The sequence below is a fragment of the Nonomuraea roseola genome (assembly GCF_039535395.1).
GTDB classification, from domain to species: Bacteria; Actinomycetota; Actinomycetes; order Streptosporangiales; family Streptosporangiaceae; genus Nonomuraea; species Nonomuraea roseola.
In genome coordinates this window covers 44,141-63,917 of the sequence record NZ_BAAAXC010000014.1, presented here as the reverse complement: position 1 = coordinate 63,917, position 19,777 = coordinate 44,141, and the positions used below count along the sequence as shown (strand labels likewise).

The 19,777-nt window shown below is 70.2% G+C and carries 23 protein-coding genes and 1 pseudogene; 9 read left to right on the top strand and 15 right to left on the bottom strand.

Translation table 11 applies throughout. The annotated features are described in order from the left end of the window. Nucleotides 1-11: 11 nt before the first annotated feature. From ABFX55_RS18605 to ABFX55_RS18585, 5 genes are all read right to left on the bottom strand, one after another. On the bottom strand, nt 12-893 hold the full coding sequence (locus ABFX55_RS18605) for a glycosyltransferase family 2 protein (RefSeq protein ID WP_346122654.1): 882 nt from the start codon (nt 891-893) through the stop codon (nt 12-14). Nucleotides 894-1,404: 511 nt separating this feature from the next. Then, nucleotides 1,405-1,686: an alpha/beta hydrolase fold domain-containing protein gene (locus ABFX55_RS18600; RefSeq protein WP_346122652.1), complete on the bottom strand. Its 282-nt coding sequence runs from the start codon at nt 1,684-1,686 to the stop codon at nt 1,405-1,407. A gap of 273 nt (nt 1,687-1,959) precedes the next feature. Continuing rightward, the gene (locus tag ABFX55_RS18595) at nt 1,960-2,991 is read right to left on the bottom strand and encodes a CU044_5270 family protein (RefSeq protein ID WP_346122650.1); all 1,032 of its coding nucleotides are present in this window, start codon (nt 2,989-2,991) and stop codon (nt 1,960-1,962) included. Beyond that, complete coding sequence (locus ABFX55_RS18590) at nt 2,984-3,583, bottom strand: RNA polymerase sigma factor (protein ID WP_346122648.1); 600 nt, start codon at nt 3,581-3,583, stop codon at nt 2,984-2,986. The genes ABFX55_RS18595 and ABFX55_RS18590 overlap by 8 nt, the downstream gene beginning before the upstream one ends. An 86-nt stretch (nt 3,584-3,669) precedes the next feature. Continuing rightward, nucleotides 3,670-4,029, bottom strand: a complete 360-nt coding sequence (locus ABFX55_RS18585) for a 5-carboxymethyl-2-hydroxymuconate Delta-isomerase (protein ID WP_346122646.1) — start codon at nt 4,027-4,029, stop codon at nt 3,670-3,672. Between the two features lie 179 nt (nt 4,030-4,208). Here ABFX55_RS18585 and ABFX55_RS18580 point away from each other — a divergent pair, with 179 nt between their 5' ends. After that, nucleotides 4,209-4,991 carry a DUF899 domain-containing protein gene (locus ABFX55_RS18580; RefSeq protein ID WP_346122645.1) on the top strand — a complete coding sequence of 261 codons (783 nt, stop codon included), beginning with the start codon at nt 4,209-4,211 and terminating at the stop codon, nt 4,989-4,991. A 157-nt stretch (nt 4,992-5,148) separates the two neighbouring features. Here ABFX55_RS18580 and ABFX55_RS18575 read toward each other — a convergent pair whose 3' ends face one another. After that, nucleotides 5,149-5,541 (bottom strand): RidA family protein, encoded by a 393-nt coding sequence (locus ABFX55_RS18575; RefSeq protein ID WP_346122643.1) that lies wholly within the window; start codon nt 5,539-5,541, stop codon nt 5,149-5,151. Between the two features lie 66 nt (nt 5,542-5,607). Here ABFX55_RS18575 and ABFX55_RS18570 point away from each other — a divergent pair, with 66 nt between their 5' ends. After that, nucleotides 5,608-6,210: a CGNR zinc finger domain-containing protein gene (locus ABFX55_RS18570; protein ID WP_346122641.1), complete on the top strand. Its 603-nt coding sequence runs from the start codon at nt 5,608-5,610 to the stop codon at nt 6,208-6,210. A 94-nt stretch (nt 6,211-6,304) separates the two neighbouring features. Here ABFX55_RS18570 and ABFX55_RS18565 read toward each other — a convergent pair whose 3' ends face one another. Further along, a complete protein-coding gene (locus ABFX55_RS18565; RefSeq protein WP_346122639.1) occupies nt 6,305-6,871 on the bottom strand; it encodes a hypothetical protein in 567 nt (188 codons plus the stop codon). Nucleotides 6,872-7,041: 170 nt separating this feature from the next. Between ABFX55_RS18565 and ABFX55_RS18560 the strand changes: the two genes are divergently transcribed. Further along, entirely contained in the window at nt 7,042-7,908 is an 867-nt protein-coding gene (locus tag ABFX55_RS18560; RefSeq protein WP_183644839.1) for an exodeoxyribonuclease III, read from the top strand. A gap of 523 nt (nt 7,909-8,431) precedes the next feature. Here the strand turns inward: ABFX55_RS18560 and ABFX55_RS49830 are convergent. Both ABFX55_RS49830 and ABFX55_RS18545 read right to left on the bottom strand, forming a co-directional pair. After that, on the bottom strand, nt 8,432-8,917 hold the full coding sequence (locus tag ABFX55_RS49830) for a redoxin domain-containing protein (RefSeq protein WP_379478981.1): 486 nt from the start codon (nt 8,915-8,917) through the stop codon (nt 8,432-8,434). Between the two features lie 75 nt (nt 8,918-8,992). Continuing rightward, nucleotides 8,993-9,559, bottom strand: coding sequence for an NADPH-dependent FMN reductase (locus ABFX55_RS18545; RefSeq protein ID WP_346122635.1), 567 nt, complete (start codon nt 9,557-9,559; stop codon nt 8,993-8,995). An 86-nt stretch (nt 9,560-9,645) separates the two neighbouring features. Here ABFX55_RS18545 and ABFX55_RS18540 point away from each other — a divergent pair, with 86 nt between their 5' ends. The 3 genes from ABFX55_RS18540 (at nt 9,646) to ABFX55_RS18530 (ending at nt 11,500) form a co-directional block, all read left to right on the top strand. Continuing rightward, nucleotides 9,646-10,110: a MarR family winged helix-turn-helix transcriptional regulator gene (locus tag ABFX55_RS18540; RefSeq protein WP_346122633.1), complete on the top strand. Its 465-nt coding sequence runs from the start codon at nt 9,646-9,648 to the stop codon at nt 10,108-10,110. A gap of 796 nt (nt 10,111-10,906) precedes the next feature. Then, nucleotides 10,907-11,155: a hypothetical protein gene (locus tag ABFX55_RS18535; RefSeq protein WP_346122631.1), complete on the top strand. Its 249-nt coding sequence runs from the start codon at nt 10,907-10,909 to the stop codon at nt 11,153-11,155. Between the two features lie 132 nt (nt 11,156-11,287). After that, nucleotides 11,288-11,500, top strand: a complete 213-nt coding sequence (locus ABFX55_RS18530) for a hypothetical protein (protein WP_346122629.1) — start codon at nt 11,288-11,290, stop codon at nt 11,498-11,500. Between the two features lie 149 nt (nt 11,501-11,649). Here the strand turns inward: ABFX55_RS18530 and ABFX55_RS18525 are convergent, their stop codons facing one another. Both ABFX55_RS18525 and ABFX55_RS18520 read right to left on the bottom strand, forming a co-directional pair. After that, nucleotides 11,650-12,759, bottom strand: coding sequence for a hypothetical protein (locus ABFX55_RS18525; RefSeq protein ID WP_346122627.1), 1,110 nt, complete (start codon nt 12,757-12,759; stop codon nt 11,650-11,652). A 182-nt stretch (nt 12,760-12,941) separates the two neighbouring features. Next, complete coding sequence (locus tag ABFX55_RS18520) at nt 12,942-13,331, bottom strand: Tn3 family transposase (protein WP_346122626.1); 390 nt, start codon at nt 13,329-13,331, stop codon at nt 12,942-12,944. Nucleotides 13,332-13,738: 407 nt separating this feature from the next. Between ABFX55_RS18520 and ABFX55_RS18515 the strand changes: the two genes are divergently transcribed. Next, nucleotides 13,739-14,785 (top strand): hypothetical protein, encoded by a 1,047-nt coding sequence (locus tag ABFX55_RS18515; protein WP_346122624.1) that lies wholly within the window; start codon nt 13,739-13,741, stop codon nt 14,783-14,785. Between the two features lie 42 nt (nt 14,786-14,827). Here ABFX55_RS18515 and ABFX55_RS18510 read toward each other — a convergent pair whose 3' ends face one another. Together ABFX55_RS18510 and ABFX55_RS18505 are read right to left on the bottom strand one after the other, a co-directional pair. Continuing rightward, nucleotides 14,828-15,421 carry a hypothetical protein gene (locus tag ABFX55_RS18510; RefSeq protein ID WP_346122622.1) on the bottom strand — a complete coding sequence of 198 codons (594 nt, stop codon included), beginning with the start codon at nt 15,419-15,421 and terminating at the stop codon, nt 14,828-14,830. A 168-nt stretch (nt 15,422-15,589) separates the two neighbouring features. Next, nucleotides 15,590-16,438: an alpha/beta fold hydrolase gene (locus ABFX55_RS18505; protein ID WP_346122620.1), complete on the bottom strand. Its 849-nt coding sequence runs from the start codon at nt 16,436-16,438 to the stop codon at nt 15,590-15,592. Between the two features lie 74 nt (nt 16,439-16,512). On the opposite strand from ABFX55_RS18505, the gene ABFX55_RS18500 reads away from it, so the two are divergent. After that, entirely contained in the window at nt 16,513-17,118 is a 606-nt protein-coding gene (locus tag ABFX55_RS18500) for a TetR/AcrR family transcriptional regulator (protein WP_346122619.1), read from the top strand. A gap of 20 nt (nt 17,119-17,138) precedes the next feature. On the opposite strand, the gene ABFX55_RS18495 is transcribed toward ABFX55_RS18500, so the two are convergent. Both ABFX55_RS18495 and ABFX55_RS18490 read right to left on the bottom strand, forming a co-directional pair. Next, nucleotides 17,139-17,885 carry an ABC transporter permease gene (locus ABFX55_RS18495; protein ID WP_346122617.1) on the bottom strand — a complete coding sequence of 249 codons (747 nt, stop codon included), beginning with the start codon at nt 17,883-17,885 and terminating at the stop codon, nt 17,139-17,141. Between the two features lie 56 nt (nt 17,886-17,941). Next, nucleotides 17,942-18,586: pseudogene (locus ABFX55_RS18490) on the bottom strand (ABC transporter ATP-binding protein); the annotation flags it as partial. 86 nt (nt 18,587-18,672) lie between these two features. On the opposite strand from ABFX55_RS18490, the gene ABFX55_RS18485 reads away from it, so the two are divergent. Next, nucleotides 18,673-19,776: a sensor histidine kinase gene (locus ABFX55_RS18485; protein ID WP_346122616.1), complete on the top strand. Its 1,104-nt coding sequence runs from the start codon at nt 18,673-18,675 to the stop codon at nt 19,774-19,776. Nucleotide 19,777: the final 1 nt, after the last annotated feature.

Below are 19,777 nucleotides of genomic sequence, written 5' to 3'. Positions count from 1 at the left end.
CGCCAGAGCTCTCAAACGATTGGCGGGCGGCCGGCACGAGTCAGCCGCAGCACGGTGCTCCACGACATCGGCCGGCGCTGTCCATGGCCGCCTTTGAGCCCTTCCCGAAGACCAGCGAACCAGACGGCCAGGTTGGCGCGGGAGCGGATCCGAGCGGCGCTGAGCAGCGTCCAGATCACAAGGTAGATGGGGATCAGAGGTGCAGGCAGGCGGCGGTAGGCGAGCCAGACACGGTTGCGTGCGATGAGCCGGTGGAAGCCCGCGTGTCGTGCGGGGTCGGTCGCGGGGTGGTGAATGACGATGTCGGGCGCGTACCAGCCGGTGCGACCGAGGTCCCACAGCCTCCAACTCAAGTCGATGCCCTCGTGAAAGAGGAAGAAGTGGCCAGGCCAGCCACCGGCCCGCTCGTAATCGGCACGGCGCACAAGAACCACGCCCTCGGCCATGACTGTGATCGTGCCGGGCCTGGTGGCGTCGCCGGCGCGTAGGCGTGGAACCCAGCGGCGCATGGTGATGCCGGTGAGAGGGTCGGCGATACGAGGCTGGATGTAGGCCGCTTCGGGGTGGTGACGGCCTTCCTCGACGAGCTGGGCAAGAGTATCTGGAGCCGGGAGGACGGCGTCGTTGTCGAAGAAGAAGATGAACTCGCCGGCGTCGGCGCCGGCCAGTGCGTCGGCGCCGGCGTTGCGGCCTTGCGGGATGCCTTCGTTGACCGGCAACGTCACGGCTCGCACGCCGGCGGGCACATGATCGGGTTCCACCCCGTTGCCCACGATGACCACCCGCAGTTCGACGTTCTGTTGCTCAAGGAGGGACGCCATGGCGCGCGGGAAGTCGGCAGGGCGGTCATTCATGGTGAGGACCACCACGTCGATGGTGGGTTTTGCAGTCATCGTGTCTCCCGGGTGTAACGCTCCGCAGGCGGGAGCGGCGCCACCTGCTGGGGACGAGGGAGGTGGTCTCTTCGCGTGCTGTTCTCGTCGCCTTAATTTGGATCACCCTAACGTCGGACCAGCCAGGTCGCCGCAGGAACGGTGCGCGGACGGGCCGCGACCGCTGATCAGCGCGGGCCAACGGCAGCAAGACACGCCGTAACGATCGGTGACGGATACCTGGATGTGCCCGTACGGTGAGGCCTGTCGCGCCTGTCCCAGTGTGGGAACGACTGACCGGCGAGATTCGGCGAGCGGACGACGTGGCCACTCTTTCCGGGGTTGGCAGAGGCCAGACGCGATGTGGCGGGTAGCGGCTCGAGGACCCATCGGGAGCCGCTGCCCGCCTTATGCCCCTCCGTCCGGCGCGGTGCGCGCGCTGGGCGGGGCCCGCGACACTGCCGCCGCGTAGCTCTCGGCACCTGAGGTGTCCGAGAGCCGGAAAGCCCTGGTGCGGTCCTCGGTGGCCGTACTAGTCAGGCACCGGTGGCGAGGACTGCGTGGCCTGCCTGACGCAGCGGGCGATCACCGCGTACGTCTGGCGGGCCTTGCCGGCGTCGTTCATGTCGTAGCCGTGGTCGGCCTGCTGCACGTCACGGTGCTCGACCAGCGCGCCGGCCTGCCGCAGGCGCTGCGCGTACCGCTCGCCCTCCGCACGGAGGCGGTCGAATTCGGGTGTGAGGACCAGAGCGGGCGCGATCCCCGTAAGGTCCGCCGTGTCCGCCGGGTTGGCGGGCGAGACCAGGCGGGGCACGGGTCCTGGCCGGCAGGGCGGTAGACGACCGCACGCGCCGGCGCGATCGACGTCGGGATCGTGATGTCGTCCGTGTTCCCCGCGAACTCCGGCAACATCATCCCCCTGCGCCGGGCGACCATGTCGGAGGTGACCGTGGCGAGGCCCTGCATCACCCGCGCCACAGCGGCGGCGACCCATGGCGTGCCGAGAACCGACATGTCCGTCCTCCCTCGTTGCGGTGTCCGAGGGGATCGCCAGCGAGCCGTCCGGTCCGCGCGGCCCTCCCCGGGCTCATTGTCCCGCCACCTCCGGAGCCTGGCCGGCGACCGTGACCTTCAGCAGCGCGGAGGAGGTCAGCACGGTGCCCAGTGGCGCCTCGGCCGCGGCGGCGTCCGAGACGACGCTGCGCCTGCCGAGGTAGCGGTAGGTCGAGGGGTCGAAGATGTACTCCTCCTGGATGCCGAGCCCCGGGTTGGCCCGCGCCGCGGCGACCCCCGTGCGGCCCGCCGCGTCGACGGCGCTGTCGACGGTGGTGACCCCCCGGATGGCCGCCGCCGCCCTGAACAGCGCGGCGCGCTGCGCCTTGGGCAGGTACGCCTCCGCGAGCATGCCGCCGACCCGGTTCCACGCTTCGGCGTCGGCCTCGGGGCCGCTGCCGAGCCCGGTGTAGAGGTGCCGGTACATCTGCTCGGGCTGCGTGGGAAGGCGGCTCAGATAGGCGTAGTCGGTGCGCAGGTGCTCGGCGCGCTGGTCGAAGTCGGCGAGCTTCTCGGGCCCGCTGCGGCCAGGGCTCGCCACGGCGTGCGAGGGGATCGGCCAGCCCGGGTAGGGCCGGGGCTCCAGGGCCTCGCTCTCGATGAAGCCGCCCGTCGAGTCGCCCTCCACGGGAAGCCACACCTTGCGCTCAGAGCGCGACAGGTACCGGTGATGGCCGCCGGCGTCGTTGACCTCGGCGGGATCCATCGTCCGCGACTCGAAGACCAGGAACTGTCCTGGCTTCGGGCGCAGCTCGGGGAACTCGTCCACCCGCCTCGCGGCCGTGGTGAGCACCTCCTCCGCGCTCGCGGGCATGGTGTGGATCACTGTTGGCGCGCTCGGCTCGGGCGTGATGACGGCCACGGCCGCCGCGCTCGCCGCGACGGCGACCAGCCCCGCCGCGAGTCCGAGCCTGAGCCTGCCGGGGACGCGCCGTCTCCGCGCAGGGCCCGACGGGATCGGATCGGCGATTGCCGCCAGCAGCCGGTCCTCCTGACCACGGAGGTCGTCCAGGCGGGGCAGGGGGATCTCCGAGCGGAACCTCTCCAGCTGGGTCATCTCATTCATAGACCGGCTCCTCACTGACGGTGGCCATCGGGTCGAGCTCGCCGAGCGCCTTGCGGAGTCTGAGCCGGGCGCGGTTGACGCGCGAGCGCACCGTGCCGAGGCGGACGCCCAGCGCCTCGGCCGTCTCGGGATAGCTCAGGCCCGCCCACGCCACCAGCAGCAGCGTGTCGCGCTGCCCTTTGGGCAGCGCCGCCAGCGCGCCCGCCAGATTGCGGCGGGCGGCCTCCGCGCTGACCCGCTCGTCGCTGCGGTCGGCGAACGAGGCCGTCACCGGGTCGGCCCCGGTGCGCTCCACCACGCGCAGCTGGCGCACCTCGGTGCGCACGTGCCGGCTCATCAGGTTGGTCGCGATCCCGTACAGCCACGGCCGCGCGTTCGGGCGCGCCAGGTCGTAGGAGTTCCGCTGCCTGAAGGCCGCGAGGAAGGTCTCCGCCGCCACGTCGTCGGCCGCGTCCTCGCCCAGCCTGCGGGTGACATAGCGGGTGATGTCCGGCGCGTGCCGGCGGAAGACCTCGGCGAAGGCCTCAGGCTCGTGCAGGGACCTGGCGATGACGGAGGCGTCATCGCCCTCGGGCCCGCTCGTTTCACTCATTCTCGGCCTCTCGGCTCTGGATCGGGTCACCCGTTGTTGCCGATTCGAGCGTGAGTGGTTCCCTCCACCACAGGGAGCGGCCGGCCTCAGGGAGAGACGTGCTTGTGATAGTGGCCGGCGGTGAGCTCGCGGACCTCCACCGTCGTCTGGACGGTCTCCTCGACGTCCTTGCGATGCCGGACGGCCAGGTCGAGAACGGTCTGACCCAGCAGCCTCCTGGTCTCCTCGCTGCGGCCTGGGAGGATCGCCACCTCCACGTGGATCATGGTGTGGGAGGCCGCCCCGTCACCGATGACGCCCTCGTCGATCCGGTGGAAGCGCGTCTTGAAGCTGTCGGGGTCGGAGTCGATGAGCGCGCCGGCCGTCGTGTGGACGGCGAGCGCGAACGCGCGGCGCTCGAACGCGTCGTCCAGCGCCGCGGAGTACTCGACGGTGATCTGTGGCATGGGCGGTCCTTGTCAGGTGGCGGATGGTTGCTCGGCACCGTAGCGGACGCAGGGTCTCGGGCAGGTGTCGAAAAGGGCGGGCCTAGACGAGCGTCGCCGCCATGCCGGGTCTACAGCACGTCGAGATGGTTGGATCGAGACAGCAGGAGATCGATCGTGGCGACACCACGGAGGACACCATGACGACCACGCCGGACGACCCGACCACCGCGCTGCCCGGCCGCCCGCCCGTCGTCGACCTGGCCACCTGGCAGGCCGCCCGTGACGAGCTTCTGGTCCGCGAGAAGGCCCACACCCGCGAGGGCGACGCCCTCGCCGCGGCCCGCCGCCGGCTGCCGATGGTGGAGCTCGACGGAACGGTCGAGGTCGTCGGACCCGACGGCCCGGTCCCGTTCCTGGACCTGTTCCAGGGCCGCGACGAGCTCGTGGTCTACAAGCACATGTGGTACGACGGCGCGCCGCACCAGGGGCAGTGCGAGGGCTGCACCACCACGGCCTGGCACATGAAGGACGCCGTCTACCTCAACGCCCGCGGCGTCTCGTTCGCCATCCTGACCACGGGCCGGTGGGACGAGGTGGCCTCCTACGTCGAGTTCGTGGGCTACACCCAGCCCTGGTACTCGGTGCGTGACGTGGGGGCGCCGGTCGGCGGCAGCATGGGTTTCATCACCTGCTTCCTGCGCGACGGCGACCGCGTGTTCCTCACCTACTCCACGACGGGCCGTGGCAACGAGCCGGTCAACGGCTCCCTCGGCCTGCTCGACATGACGCCTTACGGCCGCGGTGAGGCCTGGGAGGACAACCCCGAGGGCTGGCCCGAGGGGCGCCACTCGTGCTGGTTCTGGCGCTCGGACGCGGACGGGAACGCCACCTGGGGCCCGACCAGCCGCCCCGTGCCGCAGTGGACCCGCCCCGGCGCGACCCCCGTGGAGACCCTCGGCCGGCACGGCGACCACCACTGACCAGCCTTCGTCGACGGCGTCGGCAAAGGTGTCAGGTGCCCGGGCGGAGCCTCAGGACGATGCGCGCCCGCCCGCGCGGGCGGGCCCGTCCACCGGTCGTCGGGTTGGCCCGCCTTGACGCTGGGTGCGACCCGACAGCGACGACCGGGCAGGGGAGTCACACGACGGCGACGGCGTCGATCTCGACGAGGAACCCGGGGCCGCCCAGGCCGGCCACGACGTGGACCGTGATGGCCGGGGGCGGGTCGGCCCGGTTCCACACCTCCTGGAAGGCGGCCACGCCCTCGTCGAAGGTGTTGCCGTCCACCACGGCGATGCGCCAGTGCACGATGTTCGCCAGGCTCGCCCCCTCGCTCTCCAAGATGGCCGCGAGGTTGCGGAACGCCTGCCTGGCCTGCTCGCCGACCGTGGGACCGACGACCTTACCGTCGGCGCCGACGCCGTTCTGCCCGCCGACGTAGATCGTCTTCGTCGGCTGTTCGACCACGACGGCCTGGCTGAAAGCCGGGCTGCGATGGAGCCCCTCGGGGTTGATGTGCCGTACACCCATGTGCTGCCTCCTCCGATGATGAAACCTGTTAAAGCGGTTTCGCACGACACCAGTTATACTGGTTTCATGCGAGCGAACGCAATCGGACGGGTACTGCACGATCCCAAGGGCGGGTCGTTCAGGTTCGACGCCGGCGCCGTCTGCCTGGACTTCGCCCACACGGGCGGCGAGGGCCGGTACGCGGTGTTCGAGACCCTCCACGAGCCTGCCGACCTCGGCGAATGGCTGGCCCAGCCGCCGCTGGCCGCGGTCATGACGGTCCCCGTGACGGCCCGCGAGCTGACCGCGGCCAAGGCCCTCCGCCAGGCGATCTGGGACGCGGCGCACGCCCAGGCTGCGCGTCGCCCCCTGCCCGACGAAGCGGTCGCGACCATCAACCGGGCCGCGGCCGTGGCGCCGCTGGTCCCCGAACTCGCCGCCGACGGCGCGACCGCGCGATGGGCGCCGCCGGTGCGGGCGACGCAGGCGTTGTCGACGCTGGCGCGGGAGGTGATCGAGCTGCTGTCCGGGCCGCTCGCCGCGCGCATCCGTGAGTGCGCGAGCGACGACTGTCCGCTGGTGTTCGTCGACACGTCCCGTCCCGGCGCCCGGCGCTGGTGCGCGATGGAGCGCTGCGGCAACCGCCACAAGCTCCGGGCTCTCCGCGCCCGGCAGGCGACGGACCCGTGACGCCCGCCCGCCCGTTCCCGCGCCTGCTGCAGGGGTGAAGGCGAACGAGTGCACCCACCCGTGCCCGTCGGGCAGAGGGGTGACGGTAGTTGATCTACTTTGTAAAGGGCTCGGCTTCGGTGCCCGGCGGCAGGCCGAACGCGCGGCGGGCCTCGTCCTCGGGGTCGGCCAGGTCGTCGCTGCGCAGGCGAGAACGGCGCCAGTACTCGGCGGCGCCCCTCTCGGAGAGCATCCGATTCACCGAGGGCGCGAAACCCGCCCCGTCGGCAGGCTGCTCGACGCCGGTGACCTTTCCGCTGTCGAGCGTCACGACGAGGGGGCCCGATCGGCCGCCGCCCATCAGCAGGTCGCCGCCGCGCCTGGCGTACTCCCCGCAGGCGGCCACGAGGCCGATCCGCGTGGAAGAGCCGGCCCGCGTGGTCTCGATGACGCTCTCGGTGCAGAACCAGCGTGGCCCCAGTTCGCCGGGGATGGTCTTCCAGGTGAGCTCGGGTGAGGTCTCCAGGTGCCTGTCGATGATCGGGACGGCCGTCGCGGCGAGCGCGCCGTCGATGTGGGGCGGCCGTGGCCAGAACCGCCACGACTCCTGCCAGCCCACGAGCGCGGCGACCGCCACGACTGCCGCGACGATCGCCGCGGGCCTTCCTCTGACGCGCCTCATGTGACCGCATCCCGTCTGGAGAGCCGTGGTGGGTGCGTCAGTGATCGTATGCCCGGGAGGGGACGGCGGTGCCGTCCGCTCGGTCGAGTGACCGGAGCCCACGGGGAGGTCTCGGCCGGCCTGGGCCGTGGCTCCACCGCTCCGATCGGCCTGCGGCTATTGTGGGGCTGGTGCGGGTAGCGACCTGGAACGTGAACTCGGTCAAGCAGCGGATGCCGCGGCTGCTGCCGTGGCTCGACGAGCGGCAGCCCGACGTCCTCTGCCTGCAGGAGACCAAGCTGGCCGACCAGGCGTTCACCGAGCTGCTCGGGCAGGAGCTCGGGCGCAGGGGCTACGAGGTCGCCCTCCACGGCGAGGTGCAGTGGAACGGGGTGGCGCTCCTTTCCAGGGTCGGGCTCGACGACGTGGTGAAGGGCCTCGCGGACGCGCCGGGGTTCCCCCATCCCGAGGCGCGGGCGGTGGCCGCGACGTGCGGCGGGGTCAGGGTCCACTCGGTGTACGTGCCGAACGGGCGCACGCCCGACTCCGACCACTACCACTACAAGCTCGCCTGGCTGGCCGCGCTGCGTGACGTGGTGAGCGCGGGTCCCGAGAGCGCGCTCGTGTGCGGGGACGTGAACATCGCCCCCGCCGACGCGGACGTCTTCGACCCCGACGCCTACATCGGCCAGACCCACGTCACCCCGAGGGAGCGGGCGGCCCTGGCCGAGCTGGAGGCGCTCGGCCTGCGCGACGTCGTGAGGGAGCGCTGGCCGGCCGAGCGGGTGTTCACCTACTGGGACTACCGGGCCGGCATGTTCCACAAGGACCTCGGCATGCGGATCGACCTGGTGCTGGCCTCGGGCCCGGTGGCCGACAGAGTGCGGGCGGCATGGGTCGATCGGCACGCGCGCAAGGGCACGGGGCCCAGCGACCACGCCCCCGTCATCGTCGATCTCGACGTGGCGCCCGACGGGGACATCGGGCCCGTCGTGCCGCCGCCGTCCGCGCCCGCCGGCAGGAGAGGCTCCGGCAGGAAGCTGCCGCAGTCGCCGTGACCCGACCCGCGCCTGAGCGCGCCTCGGGGCCGGGGCTCAGCGGGTGGACCGGGCGCGCCGCCGTACCCCGCGCAGCGCGAGCGCGCCGCCGGCGAGCAGGAGCACGCCGACCGCCACCCAGCCGGCGCCACCGCCATGGACAGCACGCCGACCGCCACGCCCATGCCCAGCGCGTAGGCGACGAAGGCCGCCACGCCGCCCAGCACCCCTGCCCCCGACAGGGAGGCCGAGGTGACCGCGAGGAACGGCCCGACCGTGCACGACAGGGAGGCGACCGCGTACGACACGCCGTAGGCGTACAGGGACAGCGGTGAGGTGGTGGGACGGCCCGTGCCCAGGCCGGGGAGGCGCAGCAGCAGCTCGCGCCCTGTCAGCAACCAGAGGCCCAGCCCGATCAGGAGCGCTCCGACGGCGAGCGTCACCCAGGGCAGGTAGCGGCCGACCGACACCGCCAGCGCCGTGATCAGCAGCCCGAACAGGCCGAAGACCGTGACGAATCCTGCGGTCATGGCGGCCGACAGGCTCAGCGCCCTGGTGAAGGGGCCGCCGCGCGCCGTTCCGCCGTCGGCCACCAGCAGGGCGAGATAGGCCAGCGGCATCGCGAAACCGCACGGGTTGAAGGCGGCCACCGTGCCGGCGGCGAACGCCAGGGCCAGTGGAAGCTCGGATACCGGCATGTCTCGCGCCTAACGGCCGAGGAGTCGCTGCACGTGGCCGTCCAGGTCGCCCTGGCTGAGGGGCCCGTGGCCTTCGTCGTGGAGCCGTCAGGCTGCTCGCTGACGCCGAGCCTCGTCCACACCGCGCCCTTGGCGTCCGCCAGGTGGGTGACGTCGCCTGTGCCGGTGCGCTGGACGAACTCCCGCAGGGCCGCCTCGGTGTCCAGCCCGGCCACGCCGACGAACGCGACGTGGTCGTACGTGGCGGCGGCTGCCTTGACGGCGGGCGCCTCCGAACGGCACCTGGGGCACCACGGCACCCAGAACCAGAAGACCACGGGCTTGCCCGCCAGGCTCGCGCCGTCGAAGCGCTGCCCCTTCAGCGTCGTCGCCGAGAAGTCGAGGGCGGAGGGGACGGCCGCGCCTGGTCATGCGGGGACGCGCATCGCCGAGAGCGCCGCGGTGAGCCGGCCGAGCTCGTCGAGCATGCCGTCGGCCGAGTCCGCCAGGTTCTGATCGGCGATCATCCGGCCCTCGGCGTCCAGCATCGTGCGGCGGAAGATCGTCACGGCGTTGCCCGCGGGGACCATGCGCAGCTTGACCACCACCGGCTTGATCATCTCGACCGCGCGCATGCCGCCCGACATGCCTCCGTAGCTGACGAAGCCCACGGGCTTGTGCGCCCATTCCCTGTAGAGGAAGTCCAGGGCGTTCTTCAGCGGCGCGTTGAAACAGTAGTTGTACTCGGGCATCACGAACACGAACGCGTCGGCGGCGTCGATCGCCGCGCTCCACAGCTTGGTGTGCTGGTGCACGTACCGCCCGGTGGTGGCGTCCTCGGGCTCGTCGAGGAACGGCAGCCCGACCTCCGCCAGATCGAGGAGTTCGACGTCGAAGCCGCCGTGACGGACGGCGTGGGCGTTGACCCAGTCGCCGATGGTGCGTCCGATGCGGGTCGGCCTGGTGCTGGCGACGATGATCTTCAGGCTCGGCATGACCTGCGCTCCTCCATGTTTGGTTACGTGTAAACCACACTGCCACTAACTTGGTTTACATGTCAACGAGCGCTAGGGTGGACGCCATGGCCGAACCACGCTGGCTCGACGATCGACAGTTCCGGGCCTGGCTCGGCTACCGCCGGATGCGCCTGCTGCTCGACGCCCAGATCTCCCGCGACCTCCACCGCGACTCCGGGCTGTCGGACGCCGACTACGACGTCCTGTCCGCCCTGACCGCCAGGGAGGACAGGCGCTGGAGGCTGCAGGAGCTGGCCGATCGCATGCTGTGGTCCAAGAGCCGCCTGTCCAGGCACATCGGCCGGATGGAGGAGCGCGGCCTGGTGTCCAGGGAGGAGTGCGCGACCGACGGCAGGGGCGCGGTCATCGTCCTGAGCGAGGGCGGCTGGCGCGCCATCCAGGAGGCCGCCCCTCTCCATGTCGAATCCGTGCGCCGGCACCTGATCGACCTGCTGACCGACGAACAACTCGACGCCTTGGGCGACATCTCCGACATCGTGCTGAGCAACCTCGCGAGCGACGACGCCTGACCGATGGAGCGGGCGCTCTCTTCACGCAGTTGTACACAGCGGCATGCGCCGGACTTACCCCGATCACAGTGACGGTCGATAATCCGACGCTGCGGCACGCGCCATCAATCTGGCGGCGAGGCGCTTCACAAAACGATCCCTTCTCCTTGAAGAGGGTTAAAAAATCCGATGGCAGCTGACCGTCGATACGGCCGAACAGGAGGCACTCACCGACCTTGGCCGAGCCTGCCCCGACCAGTGCCTCCCCAGAAGCAAGGCAGCCAGCGCTTGGGTAAGCCACCGGCGTGTCCTCACATGGCGGTACTCGATGTCCTCCCTCCGATTGGTCGTTCGGGTCGAGGATCGCTGAGGGAAGCGGCGGACATAAAGTGAACTTGCTGCAGAGATCATGCAGGATGTTGCCGGGAATGATCTGACGGGTGTTGCACCAGCGGCCACCCGATCCGTGCTCCCAGATGATCCACCCTGTGAGTGGCCGCCGACGATGATCCGGCCGGGCCCGCGCATCCGGGCGGTCTCGCCTCCAGTTCGGCCAGTTCGGCCTCCCGGATGGCATTCTCCTCAGCTCTGTTGACCCGCCTGTTCTCCTCGTGGAGCTCGCAGGCGGCGGCTTTCAACGGGAGCCGTCTCTCCTGAGGCCACGCGTAGTCAGCCCTGCAGTCACAGGTGCCTCGACCACGCGACAGCCACTCGCACGAGTTGTGGTAGGTGTCGGGCCAAGCCGAAACGGAGTTGTACTGGACACTGATCTCGACCACCTGGTTGCCGGGCCCGCTTCCTGGCGAGGCGGCGACGTATGGTGGATCTCGGCAACGGCGTCGTGCGCTCGCCGGTTGGGGCGAAACCATACGAGGACGGCAGAAAATCCGCCTCGAAGATGGGCTCCAGCGCCGCCTTGAGGCTGGCCTGGACCACTCGGTCGGCGATGGTGGGGATGCTTGCGAAGCTTGCCGCCTGCTTTGGGAATCATCACCTGCACCTCGGCAGGCTCGAACTCGCCGGACTTCGGCGAGGTGCGAATCTGCGCCAGGAACATCGACCCTGATCCGGGTCTCGACCTGGAAGGTTGTAACCCCGTCCTCCGCGATCTGGTCGCCATGGTGGACTCACCTCCGAACCTTTTTCTCTTTTCCCTCTGCGTGGCCGACGCGGCGGCCTGTCGGCCCGGGATGCCCAGGTGCTCGTCCCCGAGACCGTCGGCATCTCCGACCCCAACAAGGCGGGATTCGGCCAGGCCGTGTCCCTGATAGACCTCGACGGCGACGCCGCCGCCGAACTCCTCGCCGCCGCTGACGGGGCCGTGTCCGTGTACTCACCAACTGGACGCAACGCCCCCGTCCACATCACCCCCGAGCAACGAGACGACGACTTCGGCTACCCGTTGAACTAACGCCCTGAAAGAGTGGCGCGGGGATGGAACGTAAACTCTTATTGCAGAGAGTTAATTTGGGGCTGGTCACACGGACCCGAGTGGGGCCCTTGAGGAAGACCGGGATCAAAGGCTTGGGCCTGGGCGAGTCGCCGGCGGCTTGTGTGGCCTCAGCAGGTGAGGTCGACTTCCAGGACCGCGACCTCGTGGCTGGCGATCAGCAGCACAGTGGTCTGCTCCTCTTCGCCGTCGGGCGGCCAGGTCACCGGCAGGAAGCCCGCGCATACGATCTGCGTGTTGTTACTCATGCGTGCCAGGATGAGGTCGATCAGGTCGTTGCTGAGAAACGTTACGAGGTGGTTGACCGGTAATTCCGGCACCTCGTCGATATCGCTCTCCCCGTCCCATAGCTCCTCCAGACACAGCCGCGCCACGTTGCGGAGGCCAGTACGAAGATCGGTCGCCGAGATGGCGCGAAACTCCTCGTCGTCGTGCTCGTCCGCGTCCTCGCGGTTCTCTGCCCACCAGCGGGCTGCCTCGGCAACACGGTCACCCTCACTTTGATCGAGCTGGCCAATCCGGAACCGGAAGTCGACCGGGTTGTTGTTGTTCACCCATAGCAGGTCGCTCAGCATCGTCATGATGCTGGCGATCCTGGTGCGCAGCGGGCCGTCTTGGCCGTCGGAGGCGAAGGCTGGCGGCTGCTGGATCTTCAGCGCCGGGGTCAAGGAGACACGCAGCGTGCTGCCCCAGGTATCGCGGTGCAGTAGATGCAGCGGTTCCACATGGCTCGCCCCGTTGGGATCTTCGGCTCCCGTGGTCAGCCGGAGCACGTCGGAATACGGGCCAGCCAAGTGGCCAGCGAGGAATCGCACCAGCGCTACCTCGCGCTGCTCGCGCACCGCAACCACGTCCGAGATCAAAGTCGCAAGTTCGGCCGTCACCACCTCATCGGTGCGAGCCGGCTTGTACGGCTGGCCCGGACCGGTTGACACCCGGCTGGTCAGCACCGACGCGCTGGTGACTTCCGGGAGGTCGCTGGCATCCGCGAGTTCCGGTAGCGGTGGCGGCTCCTGCCACTGCCGATCCTCACGTGACTTGGTCCTTCCGGGCACCAAGATGGACGCCCAGCCGGGTACCTGTTCCGACGACCACATCGCCAGCAACCACACCGCCGCGATCATCACCCATTGCTCGTTCGTTGACCGACGGTCGCCCATGCGCTCCACCGGGTCGGGCTGCCGGTGCCAGGCGTCGGTGTACGCCGTGGTCAGGTCCACGGATAAACCTCCATCTTCAGGAAAAGTTCGCGGTAAAACCTAGCCAGTCAGGGAACTGTTTTCTAGGCGGAGCCGGCCTCCGCCGTCCCACGACGCTCGTTCTCAAACGCCCCATTGAGCGTTCCGACGGCTGAAGTAGCCCGCATCCGCTCAGGTCGTCTCGCGCCGATCATGCCGTGCTTTCAGGCCGCGTCGGCGCCCTCCCCGAGGTCGAGATGCACTTCCATGCCCTCCAGCGGCGCGTTCAGGTCGTAGATGTAGTCGCCAAAGCGGCGTACATTGTCCTCCTGGTAGGGCGACATGATGGCCACGTCCGCGCGATGAACCGTTTCGCCCTCGCCGCACAGCTGGTTGAGCACCAGCGACATGTCTAGGGTGGTCTGGTACATGACCAGGTCGGCGACCAGGGTGTTGAACTTGATCGCCTTTTCCTGTTCCTCCGGGTCGTTCTCGGCGATCACCCCGTTGTTGCCGAACCCGATCCACTTGGAGAAGTTGTTGTAGGACTCGACCATGTTGGTGGCCCGGGTGATGTTCTCCCGTAGCGTGGCGTCGGAGACGTACCGCAGCATTATGTGGAATCTGTTTTGTCAAGCCGCGTCGACGGTCGCGGTCAGTTGGGTGCCGGATCTCCGAGCAGGACGACCTTGCTGACAACGGGATCGAAGCCGAGGACGGGTGCTCTTGGCTTCCGCCTTCCGGGGTCATCAGCACCGGCTTGCCGAGTTCGCTCCCGATCGCCCGCAGGAAGTCGCAGAGCGTATCGACCCCTTCTTGACCTTGCAGTTCACGAAGGTCGACGTCGAAGTCGATCTCGGTCTCCGACATGAGCCGGAAGATCGCGAGCACGCCTGGAGCAGGCCAGACTCGCAGCGACACCGTCTCAGCCTCGGGTGGACGCCCGAGCACTTCGGCGGCGGTAGGCAGCGGCAGCACTGTGTCGCCTTGGCCGGGGGCGGTGCCCTGGCACACTCGGGCCATGGAGATCAAGGCGGTGCCCGCCGGCCGGGCACACCTCAGGAACGCGGCCCGTGTCGTGGGCTCGCCGTGGGCGGTCGAAATCGGACGGCCAGGGCCGCCGAGGATGCTGCTCAGAGAGGGCACGAGTCTCCAGGTGCACGACCTGGACGCGTTCTTCGGCGCGGGACCCTCGTTGATCAGCACGTTCGCGGTGCCGTGGCCGGACGAGGAGTCGTGGGAGGCGGCGGTCAGCCCCGACGGCGACGTCGGTGTGTTCTGCAACGACGAGGCCGTCCGAGCTGTCACCTCCACCGGCGCGGTGCTGTGGGAGCATCGCGGTCACCGACGCCACTCCCGGAAGGAGAACCGCTCCTCGTGCCGGGTCAGCGACGACGGCCGGCACGTCTGGGCGATGCTGCCGGGCCCGCCGAGCTCGGGGGTGTGGCGTGACGACGGCGAATTCGACGGAACCCCCTACCAGGGCGACGAGTGGCTCGTGCTGGCGGCCGGCACCGGAAGGGTCGTGGCGCGGGAGACCCTGGGCTGCGCCGCCGTCGGCGGCCGGCACCTGTCACACGCCGACGGGCGGCACATGGGCCTGGGTGTCGGGGAGGGCCAGGACGGCCTGCACGTGTACTGGGGCCGGCTGGAGGAGGACGGCCTGCGCGTGTGGAAGCACGAGGACGACTACCGCATCCTGCTCGACGTCCATCCCAGCGGGCTGTCCTATCTCAGCTACGCCCCGCCGGACGAGATCGCCTGGCACTCCTTCCCCGGCGGGCTCATCATGCGCAGACTCGAGGCCGCTGACGGATGGCGTCCGGCCTCGGGCGAGGCCTACTGGGACGGAGGCGGCTACGTTGACGCGGACACCGTGATCGCCACCGCGACGCTCTACGCCGAAACGCCGCAGGACGCCAGGCACATCATGATCGACGCTCTCAGCGGGCAGGTGCGCGGCGAGGTGCGCTACCCCATGCCCGCGCACGAATCCGCGTACCCGCTCGGGGACGGCACCTGGCTCACCGCCGAAGGCGACACCCTCTTCCGCTGGACGTACACGTGAACGGATCGGCGCGCCGCGTGTCGGCCCGACCCGGTGGCAGGATCAGACGGAGGGCGGCGCGAGGGGCGCGAGGTCGAGCGCCCGTGCCACCCGTTCGAGCACATCGTCCCAGGGGCGGGCGGGAACGACAGGCACTCCAGCCGCTTCGGCCTGCGACGCCAGCCAGTCGCCGTACAGGCGGCTCACCATGGCCCGCCCGTGCTGCGCCCCTGCCGCGGGCTCGCGAAGCAGGTAGTTCTCGGCGATCTGCTCCTCGTCGCTCTCGTGCAGGAAGACCGCGCGCACGCCGTCCAGCTCCGCGGCCGTGGACGGCAACAGGTAGTCGCCCTCGACGACCACGGGCGTCATGGTCTCGAGATGGTTGGCGACCACCGCCCGCACCGCGGGGACGAGCGCGCGCGCCACGGAGATCTGCATCTCCACGATCCGCTCGGGCGGCAGGTGGACGGCCTCGGGGTTGGCCCGCCAGTAGTGCAGGGCGGGCAGCTGCTCCGGCGTGGTCATGGCCTGCAGCGCCTCGACGATGTCGTCGATCTCGACGATCGGTGACGCCAGGCGGCGCGCCAGGGGATAGGACACCTGGCTCTTGCCGGTCCCCGAAGCGCCGCCGAGCAGGATGACAGGGGCGTCGTTCACCCGTGGACCCTATCCGAGGAGCTCACCCGGCCGGTTCCCGACCGGTGGGCGAAGACGACCGGCCGCGCCCCTGAGGCGATTGTCTCGCTCAAGAAGGACCTCGACGCCACGTGACGCCGCGGGAGCTCCTTGCGCGGCGGAATCAGATCATGGTCGCCTGATCTCGGCTCAAGGTCGGTCGCGGCCGCCGGTCGCGGACGCCGTCAGGCCGAAGGCGAAGTGCTCGCGCAGGTGCGGCACGAGCTCGCCAGCGCGCTCGTCCACGAAGAACAGCCTGCCGCCCTCGATCTCGACGACCCTGCGCACGCCCGGAATGGTGTCGCGCAGCCACCCGGCCCAGCGAAGCTCGAAGAACGGGTCGTCGGTGCCCCACACCACCAGCGTGGGCACGGCCAGCCCGGCAAGTTCCCGCTCGATCGCGACGAGGTCATCGGCCCGCAGGCCGACCAGGAAGCGCTCGAAGGCGCGTCCGCGTTCAGGGTCGCCGAAGATCGGCCTGACGAACCGCTCGACCAGCCCTTCGGGGTCGTCGATGCGCTCGTAGCTCGCCGCGAACACGCCCTGCACCAGCAGCGAGGGCTGCTCGAGCAGCTTCGCGGTGAGCGGCGCGAGCCTGCCCTGCGCCGCGAGCTCGACCGTGGGCCTGAACGGCTCGGGCGGCAGGTTGTCGTGCACGTCGCAGTTGGTCAGGGTGAGCGTGCGCAGCCGCTCGGGGTGCCTGACCGCGAAGACCTGCGCGATGGCGCCGCCGCTGTCGTTGGCGACGAGGTCCACGCGGTCGAGGCCGAGGTCGGCGCAGAACTCCTCGATCACCTCGGCGAGCGCGGGGAGCGAGAGGTCCTCCCTGGCCTCGCTCTGCCCGTGGACCGGCAGGTCGAGGGCGACACACCTGCGCTCCTCCCGGAGCGCGGCGATGACATTGGCCCACAGGCCCGAGCCGGTGCCCGCGCCGTGCACGAACAGGGCGACGGGCCCGTGTCCCTCGTCGACGTAGGAGATGCCGTGGTGCGTTCTCATTGATGCCTCCATTACAAACCGACTGTCGGTCTAGAAAATTACCGACTGATAGTCGGTATGTCTAGAGTGGTCGCATGAATCTCAAGGCCGAGCGGGGCGCCGCCACCCGCGACAGGGTCCTCGGCATCGCCACCCGCCTGTTCTCCGAGCACGGCTACGACGGCACCTCGATCGAGATGGTCCTGCACGAGTCGGCCCTGAGCAGAGGCGCGCTCTACCACCACTTCGCGGGCAAGGACGCGCTGTTCGAGGCGGTCTTCGAGGCCGTGGAGACGAGGATCGGCCGCGAGATCGCCGCGACCGTGACGAGCGGCGCGAGCGCCGAACAGGCGCTGCGTGAGGGCAGCCTGGCCTGGATCAGGCTGGCGGGTGACAGGGTCATCCGGCGGATCGTGCTGATCGACGCCCCCTCGGTGCTCGGTTGGGAGAAGTGGCGCGAGCTGGAGGCGCGGCACGCCTTCGGCATGCTCAAGCGCACGCTCAGGGCCACGCGAGCCGTGCGTGAGGAGTACCTGGACATCCACGCCCACATGCTGCTGGCGGCGATCAACGAGATCGCGCTGCTGGTGGCGAGGACAGGGCAGACGGAGCAGGCGGAGAGGGCGGTCGAGGACTTCCTCACCCGCCTGCTCGACGGCGAACGGCCGGGCCTGGGCTCAGACGCGGCTCGCGGCCTCTGACCTGGAAGAGCATGACGCTCCTACGACGACCTGACCCCTGCGCGGGCCACCGCGACCGCCAGTGGGAGCACCGCCCAGCCCGCGAGCACCGCGAACGCCGTCCAGGACGGCATGATGTCGGGCGCCTGCTCGATCAACTGGAGCGCGGGATAGGTGGGCAGGAACCGGTTGATCGCCTCACCCCACGGCAGCACGCGGGTGACGAACGGCAGCAGGAGCAGGATCGCGACCAGCGCGGCGGTCGCCACGGCCCCGTTGCGCAGGATCGCGCCGAGCGCCAGTCCGAGCATCGTGGTGGTCACGATCATGAGCGTCCCTCCGGCGATCACCTGCCAGGCCTCCGCGGGCAGCGCCGACGGGTGGAACCGCGCGGCCACGAGACGCCCGTAGAGATAGCCGGGTACCGCGATGAGCAGCGAGCAGACGAGCGCGGCCCCGCTCAGCACCACCGCCTTGGCCAGCAGGACCCGCGTCCTGGACGGTGTGGCCACGAACGTCGTGTCGAGCATGCCCGACGCGTGCTCGCCGGTGATCGTCATCGTGCCCAGCATCCCGAGGGGGAGCTGCGCCAGGATCACCCCCACATAGACGGCGACGACGATCCCCATGGCGGCCTGGTCGGGCGTGCGGCCCGGATCCCAGCGTGAGATGACCGTGGCGGCGCCGAGCACGGTGAGCGCGAGCGAGACGACCACCCCTGCGCCCAGCGCCCACCAGGTCGACCGCAGCGTGCGGAGCTTGATCCACTCGGCCGCGATCGCGTTCACCGCTCACCGTCCGAGATGACCTCCATGAAGGCGTCCTCCAGCGAGACGCCTGGCCTCACCAGGTCGGCGACGCCCGCGTCGGCCAGCAGCCTGCCTCGCGCGAGGACGATCAGGTGGTCGGCCATGAGCGCCATCTCGCTCATCAGATGGCTCGACACCAGGACCGTCCGCCCCTCGGCGGCCAGCGACTTCAGCAGCCCGCGCGTCCAGCGGATGCCCTCGGGATCGAGCCCGTTGGTCGGCTCGTCGAGCAGGAGCACCTCGGGATCGCCGAGCAGCGCCGCGGCCATTCCCAGCCGCTGCTTCATGCCGAGCGAGAAGCCGCCGATCCGCTTGCGGCCGACGTCGCCGAGCCCGACGAGTTCGAGCAGCGCGCCGATGGAGCGCGGCGAGATCCCGTTGGAGCGCGCCAGCCACCGCAGATGCTGCTCGGCGCGGCGGCCGCCCTGCACCGCGGTCGCGTCCAGCAGCGCGCCGACGTGGGTGAGCGGTCGTCTCATGCTCCGGTACGGCACGCCGCCGACGAGGGCGTGCCCTGCGGTGGGCCGTTCGAGGCCGAGGATCAGCCGCATGGTCGTGGTCTTGCCCGCGCCGTTCGGTCCGAGGAAGCCGGTGATCCTGCCAGGCGGCACCTGGAAGGAGAGGTCGTCCACGGCAGGGGCCGGCCCGAAACGTTTGGTGAGCCCGGTTACTTCGATCATGCGTTCCACGATCGGCCGGACACGGCCCCTCCCGCATCAGTCCTGGGACAGATGCGGGCGACAGGGCGCGCGGTTAGGTTCGAGGCGTGCGCGAAGAGATCCGTCCCCCGCTGCTGAGCCGGGTGCCGACCTGGACGTGGGTGACGGTCGACGCCGGGATCGCCGCCTTCTTCGCGGCGGCTTTCGTCGGGCTCGCCACCACGAGGAACGACGTGCCGCCCGATCTGGTCGACTACGCGGCGGCTCTGGCCACGAGTCTTCCCATCGCGATCAGGCGGTTCTGGCCGCGCGCCGTGTTCATGATCGTCCTGATCGGCGGGCTCGGCATGCAGGAGTTCCTCCTCCCGCACGCCGACCTGCTCTGCCTGCCGCTCGCGCTGTACACGCTGGCCACCCGCAGGAGCGCCGTCGTCGCGCTGCTCGCGGCCGCCGCGGTGGGGGCACAGGGCGTGGTGGAGTCGCCCTTCACGGGGATCGTGCACGAGCGGCTCGGGCTGGTGCTGGCGATCCTGATCGCCGCATGGGCGGTCGGTACGGCGGTGCGGCAGCGCAGGCTCTACACCGAGCGGCTCGCCGTCCACGCGGAGGAACGGGCGCGGGCGGAGGCCGCGGAGGAGCGGCTGCGCATCGCCAGGGAGCTTCACGACGTCATCGGCCACAGTCTCAGCACGATCGCCGTGCAGGCGGGGGTGGCGGGCCACGTGGGCAGGGCGGAGCAGATGAGCCGCACGCTAGCCTCGATCGAGGAGACCAGCAGGTCGGCGCTGCGCGAGACCAGGCGGCTGCTCGGCGTGCTGCGCGAGGACGGCGAGGCCGAGTTCGCCCCGGCTCCTGGGCTGGCCGATCTCGCCGCGCTGGTCGAGCGGACCAGGGCGGCGGGGCTGGAGGTGGAGCTGGCGATCGACGGCGAGGTGGGGGAGGAACTGGAGCTGACCGTCTACAGGATCGTGCAGGAGGCGCTGACCAACGTGCTCAAGCACGCGGGAGCCCGCCATGTCCGCGTGCGGGTCGAGCGGCAGCGGGACGGGCTGGTCGTGGAGGTGACCGATGACGGCACCCGCGGACAGGAGCGGCCGTACGGGCACGGCCTGACGGGGCTGCGCGAGCGGGTGCGCGCCTTCGGCGGCCAGTTCGAGGCGGGCGCGCGCCCTCTGCGCGGCTTCCGCGTCAAGGCCAGGCTGCCGCTGTGAC